Source organism: Streptomyces graminilatus (assembly GCF_001418565.1).
Classification (GTDB): Bacteria; Actinomycetota; Actinomycetes; order Streptomycetales; family Streptomycetaceae; genus Streptomyces; species Streptomyces graminilatus.
The window spans coordinates 1-9,109 of sequence record NZ_LIQQ01000334.1 but is presented as its reverse complement, the minus strand read 5'-3'; the positions used below and the strand labels follow the sequence as shown (position 1 = coordinate 9,109).

General features: G+C 70.7%; 6 protein-coding genes. 1 reads left to right on the top strand and 5 read right to left on the bottom strand.

Annotated elements, in window-relative coordinates; all coding sequences use genetic code 11:
- Window positions 1-103: 103 nt before the first annotated feature.
- Window positions 104-1,234, top strand: a complete 1,131-nt coding sequence (locus tag AOK08_RS27090) for a LacI family DNA-binding transcriptional regulator (RefSeq protein ID WP_079054295.1) — start codon at window positions 104-106, stop codon at window positions 1,232-1,234.
- 303 nt (window positions 1,235-1,537) lie between these two features.
- Here the strand turns inward: AOK08_RS27090 and AOK08_RS27085 are convergent, their stop codons facing one another.
- The 5 genes from AOK08_RS27085 to AOK08_RS27065 form a co-directional block, all read right to left on the bottom strand.
- On the bottom strand, window positions 1,538-2,785 hold the full coding sequence (locus AOK08_RS27085) for an ABC transporter substrate-binding protein (protein WP_063794134.1): 1,248 nt from the start codon (window positions 2,783-2,785) through the stop codon (window positions 1,538-1,540).
- A gap of 117 nt (window positions 2,786-2,902) precedes the next feature.
- Window positions 2,903-4,213: a sugar ABC transporter permease gene (locus tag AOK08_RS27080; RefSeq protein WP_079054294.1), complete on the bottom strand. Its 1,311-nt coding sequence runs from the start codon at window positions 4,211-4,213 to the stop codon at window positions 2,903-2,905.
- Complete coding sequence (locus AOK08_RS27075) at window positions 4,210-4,992, bottom strand: ATP-binding cassette domain-containing protein (RefSeq protein ID WP_241827105.1); 783 nt, start codon at window positions 4,990-4,992, stop codon at window positions 4,210-4,212. The genes AOK08_RS27080 and AOK08_RS27075 overlap by 4 nt, the downstream gene beginning before the upstream one ends.
- Window positions 4,993-5,006: 14 nt before the next feature.
- The gene (locus tag AOK08_RS27070; RefSeq protein WP_055530819.1) at window positions 5,007-6,107 is read right to left on the bottom strand and encodes a sugar ABC transporter substrate-binding protein; all 1,101 of its coding nucleotides are present in this window, start codon (window positions 6,105-6,107) and stop codon (window positions 5,007-5,009) included.
- Complete coding sequence (locus AOK08_RS27065) at window positions 6,104-8,857, bottom strand: SpoIIE family protein phosphatase (protein ID WP_422125774.1); 2,754 nt, start codon at window positions 8,855-8,857, stop codon at window positions 6,104-6,106. Before AOK08_RS27065 ends, AOK08_RS27070 begins: the two co-directional genes overlap by 4 nt.
- Window positions 8,858-9,109: the final 252 nt, after the last annotated feature.

Below are 9,109 nucleotides of genomic sequence, written 5' to 3'. Positions count from 1 at the left end.
TCGCGGAAACGTTTCCGCGAAACTACAGAAACGATTGCACCCCGTCAACGTTTGAGAGACTCTTCTCTTCAGCGGGGGCGGTTCGGTCGGAAGGGGCGGCACAGTGGAGGACGGATCGGCGAGGCGCGCGACGTTGCGCGAGATCGCGGAGGCCGCAGGGGTCGCTGTGTCCACCGCCTCGCGTGTCCTGGCCCGTTCCCGGCAGGGCCTGCCGCCGTCCTCCGAGGCCGCCGAACGAGTCCTGGAGATCGCCCGGCGAGCCAACTACGAACCCGACGCGCAGGCCGCGAGTCTGCGGTCCAAGCAGACGCACATGCTGGGCGTGCTCGTCCCGCACCTCACCGACGTCGTGCTCAGCACCATCTACGAGGGCATCGACCGCGCCGCGACAGAACTCGGCTATCAAACCGTGGTGGCGAACACGCTCGATTCCCCGGACGAACAACGTCGCCGCGCCGAGTTGCTCCTGAGCCGCCGCGTCGACGGCCTCATCCTCGGGGATGCCCACGCGGGCGGTCCGTTCCTGGCGGAACTGGCCGGGCGCGGCACACCCTTCGTGCTCGTAAGCCGAACGCACGACGGATTCGACTCGGTCACGGCTGACGACTACGCGGGTGGGCGCCTAGTGGGCACACACCTGGCCGATCTCGGACATCGACGCATCGGCATCATCGCCGGCCAGCCCTACGCCAGTACCGGGAGGGAGCGAGCGGCGGGATGCGTGGACGCGCTCGCCGAACGCGGAATCGACACTCCGCGCGATCTCGTCGTGCACTCCACGTTCGACGCGGAGGGTGGCCGAACCGCCGCACTGAGGCTCATGCGCAAGAAGCGGCCACCGACAGCCATTTTCGCGGTCAACGACATGACCGCAATCGGTGTCATGGGGGCCCTGCGCGACCTTGAGTACGAGATCGGAACTGACGTGGCCGTGGTGGGATACAACGACATCTCCATCGCCCGGGATCTTCCCGTGCCCCTGAGCACCGTTCGCAGCGCCCTCGACGAGATGGGCGCCGAGGCCGCCCGCCTGCTCGTTGCCCGTCTCCGCGGTGAGACCGGCGATTCGCCGTCACAGCGGCGCCTGCCGACCCAGCTCGTCGTCCGGGAGTCCTCGGATCCGACCGTTCGTACACAGGGCAGATCGGATCGAATCCCGAGGAAGGTGTCTCCTGAGCGCAACGGCATACCGATCCAGGCACCCACTCGGCCGCGCGGCGGGCCGACCGGCTGAGGGTGTCAAGCGATGGCGCGAGGCTCTCGACGCGCGCGAGGTCATCGACCGGCTGACACCGCTCGGTGACGCGCTCGCGCTCGGCGGTCGGTTGGAGTTGGAGGCGGCTGCCGAAGGCGGCCGGACAGCGGTACTTCGAGGTGGTGTGCCAGGGCCCGTTGCCATCGCTCGCTCTCGGGAGCGGGATCACGCGTTCCGCATCGGGACGGTCGGCCGGGTGTCGGGCCGTTCTGAGGCCCGGCGTACTTGTGCCGCCTCGTCCTCGTCCTCGTCCGCTCGCCTCTCGGCCGGTGCCCTCGTGGATCAGCCCTGCCCGGCCTCACTCTGCACCTGCTTCAGGTACTGCTCCGCGGAGGTCTTCCCATTGAAGGCGCCGACCCCGTACTTGAAGAGCAACTGGTCGACCTGGTCCCAGTTCTTTGTCGTGCGCAGCGGGGACGCCGTGGCGTTCGCGGCTTCCAGGGCCGGGCGGGCGTCCGCGATGCCGGCGTTCTCGTACCAGGCGTGCTGGGCCGACTCACGTGCCGGGTAGGCGCGTCCCTGCTCGGCGAGCCATTCCAGCTGCTTCTGGGAGGTCATCTGCGTGATCGCCTTGAACGCCAGGTCCGGCTGCTTGCAGGACTTGGAGATGCCGAAACCGGAACCGGACGAGAACGTCCTGCTGCCGTGCGGGCCGGCGGGGATCGTGGTCAGGCCCACCGGGAAGGCGGCCTGTTCCTTCAGGGCCGACAGCGCCCAGGGCCCGTTGGCGGCCATGGCCACCTTGCCGTCGAGGAACGCCTCTTCGGCGAACGTGGGATCGGTCGCGGGCACCCGGGGGGCCACCTTCTGCTTGGACACCAGATCGGCGTACCACTGCACGCCCTTCGTCATGGCGGGGGTGGTGAGCCGCAGGTTGCCCTTCCCGTCTGTGGGCTGTGCCCCGGTCTTGGTCAGCACCATGGGGAACATCCACACATCCAGCGGCGACGCCGCGAACCCGTGCTTCCCGTCCGCGGTCAGCTTGCGGGCGGCCGACTCGAACTCGGACAGGGTCCACCCCGGCCTGGGCTCCGGCACCCCGGCCTGCCGGAACAGGTTCTTGTTGTAGGTGAGGATCGTCGGGCCCAGGTCGTACGGCAGCGCGTACTGCTTCCCGCCGATGCTCAGCCCGTCCATGATCGACTTGTCGAAGTCCGACACGTCGAACTTGTTCTTGGCGATCAGATCGTCGAGCGGCAGCATGCCCTTGGCGAAGCCCGCGGTACGGAGTGACTGCACCGCGACGACGCAGGGGGCGCTGTGGCCGCCGAGACGGGCGCCGATCTTGGTGAAGTAGTCCGCCCAGGGCAAGGTCTCCAGCTTGATGTTCAGCTGCGGATCATCGGTGGACACGCGCTCCGCGAGCTGCCGCCAGAGCACCCGCTCCTCACCGACGCTGGCCCACATGGACCAGGTCAGCGTTTTCGGTCGCCCCGCGTCGCCACCGCCGACGCCGCATGCCGTGACCACGGTCCCGGCCAGCGTCAGGGCTACGGCTGCTGCTCTTACTGCTTTGTGCGGCCCTGCCATGGCACTTTCCCACTCCCGTATGTCTCTTTTGAGGGTATTTTTGTTAGTTATAAACTACCCCTTTGGGTGCTTGTCCCACACCTGTGCTCCAGGGCCGGTTGGCCGGCCGGCCGGGTTTCAGGCCTGGGCCGGCATTCGCTCCGTTCGCCGGGCCAGTGTGTCCGCCGTGACGGCCGCGAGCAGCACCGCGCCGGTGATGATGAACTGGAGTGCGTCCTCGACCCCCAGCAGTGCCATGCCCGAGGCGATCGACTGGATGACCAGCGCCCCCAGCAGCGCCGACCAGGTGGAACCGCGTCCGCCGAACAGGCTCGTACCGCCGATCACCGCCGCCGCGATGGCGTTGATCAGGAGCATTCCGGACCCGGCGGCGCGGGCTGTCGTCGGGCTGGCCGAGGTGAGCCCCGAGGCCACGAACAGGCCGCCGATCGCCGCCAGCGTGCCCGACGTCATGAACATCACCAGCCGTACCCGCACCACACGGACACCGGCCCGCCGAGCCGCCACGGCGCCGCCGCCGAGCGCGTACACCCGCCGCCCGTAGCGGGTGCGGCGCAGCACGTAGTCCGAGACCACGATGACCACCAGGAAGATCAGCAGTGCGAGCGGCAGCCCCTGGAATTGATTGAGTGTGTACGCGGCGCTGAAAGCGACCAGCGCCAGCAGGCCCGAGCGCACCCCGATCTCACCGGGCGACCGGTACCGCATCCCTGCGGCCGTCAGCCGGGTCCGGGTGCGCAGACAGGCCAGCGCGTACCCGGCCGTACCCAGCGCCGCCAGCCCGTACGCGACAGCCGGTTGCCCGAAGTAGCTGCTGGTCAGCGACGCGACCAGGCCGTTCTCGTCCAGGTTGATGGTGCCGCTCGCGCCCAGCAGGTACAGGGCCATGCCGTTCCACGCCAGCAGCCCGGCGAGGGTGACCACGAACGACGGCACGCCCACCCACGCGAAGAAGAACCCGTGGACGGCGCCCGCCGCCATCCCGGACAGCACCGCCACGATCATGGCGAGCCACTCCGGCACACCCAGGTTCACGTTCAGCACGGCGAACGCGGCCCCCGCCAGACCGCTGACCGACCCCACCGACAGATCGATCTCGCCGATCAGCAGTACGAAGACGATGCCGACGGCCACGAGACCGGTGCTCACGATGTCCACGCTCAGGTTGGACAGGTTGCGCGGCGAGAGGAACCTGTCGTTGAGGACCTGGAAGAGGACGCAGATCATGATCAGCCCGAGCACCACCAGCGCCGGGCCGCGTTCGGGACCGCGCACCCGCGTACGGACCGTGTGAATGAATCCCCCGATGCCCGGTCCCGGCCCACGGGCGCGCCCGTGCCCGTCCGCCCCTGACGACTTGCCGCCCGCTCCCGAGCCGTCTCCGGCCCCGGCGGGCTGCGCCTCCCCTGACGGCTCCCCGCCCCTCATGGCCAGACCTCGTCGTCGCCGGTGGGGCGATGGGTCTTGGCGTTGTCCGCCGCGCCGGTGATGGAGGAGATGACCTGTTCCTGCGGGGTGGTGTTCACGTCGAAGAGGCCGTTGTTGCGGCCGAGGCGCAGTACGGCGACACGGTCCGCGACTGCCTTGATGTCCCCCATGTTGTGGCTGATCAGCAGGATCGCCATACCGCGGTCGCGTATCTGTTCGATGAGGTCGAAGAGGTGGCTGGTCTGCTCGACGCCCAGCGCGGCGGTCGGCTCGTCCAGGAGCAGGACCTTCGGTGAACCCATCAGCGAGTGGGCGATCGAGACGGCCTGCCGCTGCCCCGCGGACAGCGCGGCGACCGGCATCCGCACATCGGGGATGCGCATGGACAGCGTGTGCATCAGCTCACGGGCCTGGCGCTCCATCTCCACCTCGTCCAGGACGCCCACCCGGTCGATCTCGCGGCCGAGGAAGAGATTGCCGACGATGTCGAGGTTGTCGCACATCGCGAGGTCCTGGTAGACGGTCGCGATGCCCAGCGCGTGGGCGTCGTGGGGCTGCTTGATCTGTACGAGCCCGCCCTCCCACTCGATGATGCCCCGGTCGGCGGGGGCCACCCCCGAGATCACCTTGATGAGGGTGGACTTGCCGGCGCCGTTGTCCCCGGCCAGGGCGACCACCTCGCCGGCCCTCAGTTGCAGCTCCACGTCCACGAGGGCCTGGACACCGCCGAACCGCTTGGAGATGCCGCGCAGCGCCAGTACGGGCGGGAACGTCGCCAAAGGGACCACCTCCCTCATCCGGTGAGCCCGGCCCGGTCGCAGGCGGCCCGGAGCTTCGGGGTGCAGATCTGGTCGACCGTGTAGACGCCGTCCTTGACGAGCGTCCGCCCGATGGTGTCGGCGGTGACGCCGACCGGGGTGAGCAGCACGGTCGGGACGTTCTTGGTGGTCGGGCTGTCCATCGTCGTCGTGGCGATGGAGTCGACCGACTCGCCGCGGCCCAGGGCCACAGCCATCGCGGCGGCCGTGTCGGCCTCCTTCTGGAAGGACTTGAAGACCGTCATGGTCTGCTCGCCCCCGACGATCCGCCGCACCGCGTCGAGGTCGGCGTCCTGGCCGGTGACCGGGGGCAGCGGCGACACCCGGGCGCTCTTCATCGCGGAGATGACCCCGGTGGCGATGCTGTCGTTGGCCGCCAGGACACCGTCGATCCGGTTCGGGCCCAGGGCGTTGATGGCGGCGGACATGTTGTCGTGGGCGCTCTCCGCCCGCCAGCCCAGGGTGTCGTACGACCTGCCGATCTTCACCTTGCCCTTGAGGACGGACAGTGCGCCTTCCTTGAACCAGGTGTAGTTGGGGCTGGTCGGATCACCGTTCATCATGACGATCTCGCGGCCGGCCGCCCTGTTGCCCAGGGCGTCGAGCAGTGCCTGGCCCTGGAGCCTTCCGACCCGTGTGCCGTCGAAGGTGACGTAGCCGGAGACCGGGCCTTCGGCGAGCCGGTCATAGGCCACGACCGGGACGCCCGCCTTGTTCGCCGACTCCACCGACGAGCGGAGCGCCTTGGGGTCGGTGACATCCAGGATCAGGACGTCGACCCCCCTGGTGATCATGGAGGTCATCTGGCGCTGCTGGCTCGTCGTGTCGTTGTCGGCGTTGGCGTACCGGACGGAGCACTCGGGGCACAGTTCCTTCACCCTCTTCTCGATCAGGGGCCGGTCGAACGCCTCCCAGCGCGGGGTCTGCCGGTTCGGCATCAGCAGTCCTACGGTGACGCCCTTGCCGCCCGCCGTCCCGTTCCCTCCACAGCCGGCGAGGGACACGGCCACCACCAGGGCACAGGCGGCGGCGAGGACGCTGGGCGCGCGGGGCCTCGGGACGCTCAGGAGCCTCATCGTGGACGCCTCCTCGTTGCTCTCCAGAGCCTGGACCGTTTCCGCGCCCGGGGCGTGGGACCTGCGGGTTCATCCGTGTCGGCCAGCGGCGCGGCGGACGTGGCGTCGGGCGCTCGGAAGTCGGCCGGGGGAGCGGGCCCGGCGGGGGCGCGAGGCCCGGTCAGCGGCGTGTGATCCACGATACTGGGCTCCGGGTGGTCTGTCCGGTCGGCACGGGGCGGCGTGCGCCGGCGGCCGGGATCGTACCCGTCCGTCCAGGACGCGGAGTCCGTATGGGCGGGGGTGGCGTCCGTCGGACTGGGTGTGGTGTCCGTATGGGTGGGGGTGGCGTTCGCCGGACCGGGTGTGGCGTCCGCGTGACCGGGCGCGCGGGATTCTTCCGGGGGCCCGTCCTCTTCCGGGGTCCGGGATTCCGTCCGGGGTCCAGCTTCCTCCGGGGGCCGGGATTCTGTCGGGGGGCCGCCCTCTTCCGGAGTCCCGTTCTCCTCCGGGGTCCGGGATTCTGTCGAGGTCCCGTCCTCCTCCGGGGCCAGGGACTGCGTCCGGGATCCACCCTCCCCCGGGGCGCGGGACTCCGTCGAGGGCTCCGCCTCCGGGGTCGGCTCGCGTGTGGGGACGAGGATCTCGCTCCACACCTGTTTGCCGCCGCCCACCGGCACCGAGCCCCAGGCGGCCGACACCGCCTCGACCAGGAGCAGGCCCCGGCCCCCGGTCGCCTCCCAGTCCACGACCACGGGTTTGGCGGGCGCGCGCGGCGAGGAGTCGTTCACGGTGACCCGCACCCGGTCCGCGCCGAGGGTGAGCTCGACATGTACGGCGCCCTGGGTGTGCACCAGGGCGTTGGTGACCAGTTCCGAGACGATCAGCAGCACCTCGTCGGCCGCTTCGGACAGCTGCCAGTTGCGCAGGGTGCGACTGGTGAAGCGGCGGGCGTGCATGACCGCGTCGGGCAGCCGCCACACCGCGTAACCGGCCCGGACCGGACGGACCTTCATCCCGTCGTAGCGCAGGAGCAGCACAGCCACGTCGTCCTCACGGCGGCCGGCGTCGCCGAGCAGTTCGTCCGCCATGCGTCCGGGATCCGAGGGGTCGGCCGCCGCGAGAGCCACCCTCGTACGGGCCATGCCCTCGTCCAGCGGCAGCTTGGAGGACTCGACCAGGCCGTCCGTCACCAGCACCAGGACCGAGCCGGGGGAGAGAGTCACCGATGTCATGGGGAAGTCGGCGTCGGCGAGGATGCCCAGCGGCAGGCCGCCCTCGACCATGATCTCCTCGGTGCTGCCGTCGGGACGGCGCAGCAGCGGCGAGAGATGGCCCGCCCGTACGAACATCGCGTTGCCCTCCTCCATGTCCAGTTGGACGTAGAGGCAGGTGGCGAAAAGGTCGGTCTCCATGCCGACGAGCAGCCGGTTGGCGTGCGAGACGACCACGTCCGGCGGATGGCCCTCCACCGCGTAGGCCCTGACCGCGGTACGCATCTGCCCCATGATCGTCGCGGCGCCGGCGCTGTGCCCCTGTACGTCCCCGATGACGAGGGCCACCTCTCTCTCGGAGAGCGCGATCACGTCGTACCAGTCGCCGCCCACCTGAAGTCCGCGTTTGGCGGGCAGATAGCGGGCGACGGCTGTCCCGCCGGGCAGTTCGGGCAGGCGGCGCGGCAGCAGACTGTGCTGCAGCATCGTGGCGAGTTCCTGCTCGGCGTCGTACTCGTGGGCCCGCTTCAGGGCCTGCCCGACCAGGCCCGCGGTGGCGGTGAGCAGGGAGCGCTCGTCGGGGGTGAACTCGTGCGGCAGGTCCCAGCCGACCAGGCAGACACCCGCGATCCGGCCCCGGGCGGGCAGCGGGAGTACGGCCAGCCCGCCGGGGCCGATGCCCGCGAGACCGGGTTCCAGCTCGGCGCCGCGGGGGAACAGGCTCGTCCGGCTCTCCGCCACGGCCGTCTGTAGCGTGGGCAGGCCGCCGACCGGCACCTCGGGCCGCTCCGAGAGCGCCTCCGCGCGCCATGGCTCCGGCCACGCGCCGGCCTCCGGCGGATCGAGCACGGTGACCGCCAGCAGATCCTCGTGCAGCTCGGCGAGTGCCACCCGGTCGGCGCCCAGGGGTTCACGCAGCGCGGCGACCAGCACCCGGCTGACGTCCCGGACCGTGGTGGTCTCGTCCAGCGCGGCCGTCAGCCACTGGATCCTGGAGACGTCGTTGGTGCTGTGGCGCAGTGCGGAGGCCTCGGTCAGCATGCCCAGGACCTGCTGCGGTCCGCCGTCGTGGCCCGGCAGCACCCGGCAGTCCAGCCGCAGCCAGCGCAGCTCACCGGTGGGGCGGCGGACCCGGAGCTCCAGCCGGCGGTGGCCCATGGCCTGGGCGGAGGGCTCCAGGACCGACATCAGCGCGGGCAGGTCCTCCGGGACGGTGTGCGCGAGCAGGGTGTCCGCCTTGCCGTCGAACGTGCCCTCGGCGATGCCGAGCAGTTCCAGTACGGTCGGGTCCGCGTCGATCATTCCGGTGCCGGGGAGCAGGACGAACGAGCCGACGCGCAGACCGCGCAGGGCGGGGTCCAGCAGTGGCGCGGGCGCGGAGCGGGCGGTCTCGTTCCGGAGCCGGCCGGCGACAGCTTCCGCGTACACCTCCAGGAAGCCCCGCTGCTCGTCCTCGAAGCCCTCGGCGCTTTCGCCCATGACGACGAGGCAGCCCAGCCTGCCGCCGTCGCCCTCGATCGGCAGGGCTCCCAGCGACACCCCGGCCCACGGCGTCACGCGCTCGCCCTCGTGGTGGGCGGCGAGAGCGGTGGGAGCGGCGGGAGCGGTGGGGGCGGCGGGGCGCGGCCACAGCGGCCTGCCGGACCGGAAGGCCTCGGTGACGGGCTAGTCGTCGTCGAGGGGGAAGCACTCCGGCAGCGCGTACCGGGTCCGGGCGACTCCGGCCGTCTCGACGAGCCGCAGTTCCTCGCCCCTGTCGTCCAGTACGTAGACGGCCGCCAGCCCCGCTCCGGCGAACGTCAGGACCCG

What these genes read in the sequence shown, in the direction of transcription:
- AOK08_RS27085 (WP_063794134.1), bottom strand. Translation starts at nt 2,785, where the DNA reads ATGGCAGGGCCGCACAAAGCAGTAAGAGCAGCAGCCGTAGCCCTGACG.
- AOK08_RS27080 (WP_079054294.1), bottom strand. Translation starts at nt 4,213, where the DNA reads ATGAGGGGCGGGGAGCCGTCAGGGGAGGCGCAGCCCGCCGGGGCCGGA.
- AOK08_RS27070 (WP_055530819.1), bottom strand. Translation starts at nt 6,107, where the DNA reads ATGAGGCTCCTGAGCGTCCCGAGGCCCCGCGCGCCCAGCGTCCTCGCC.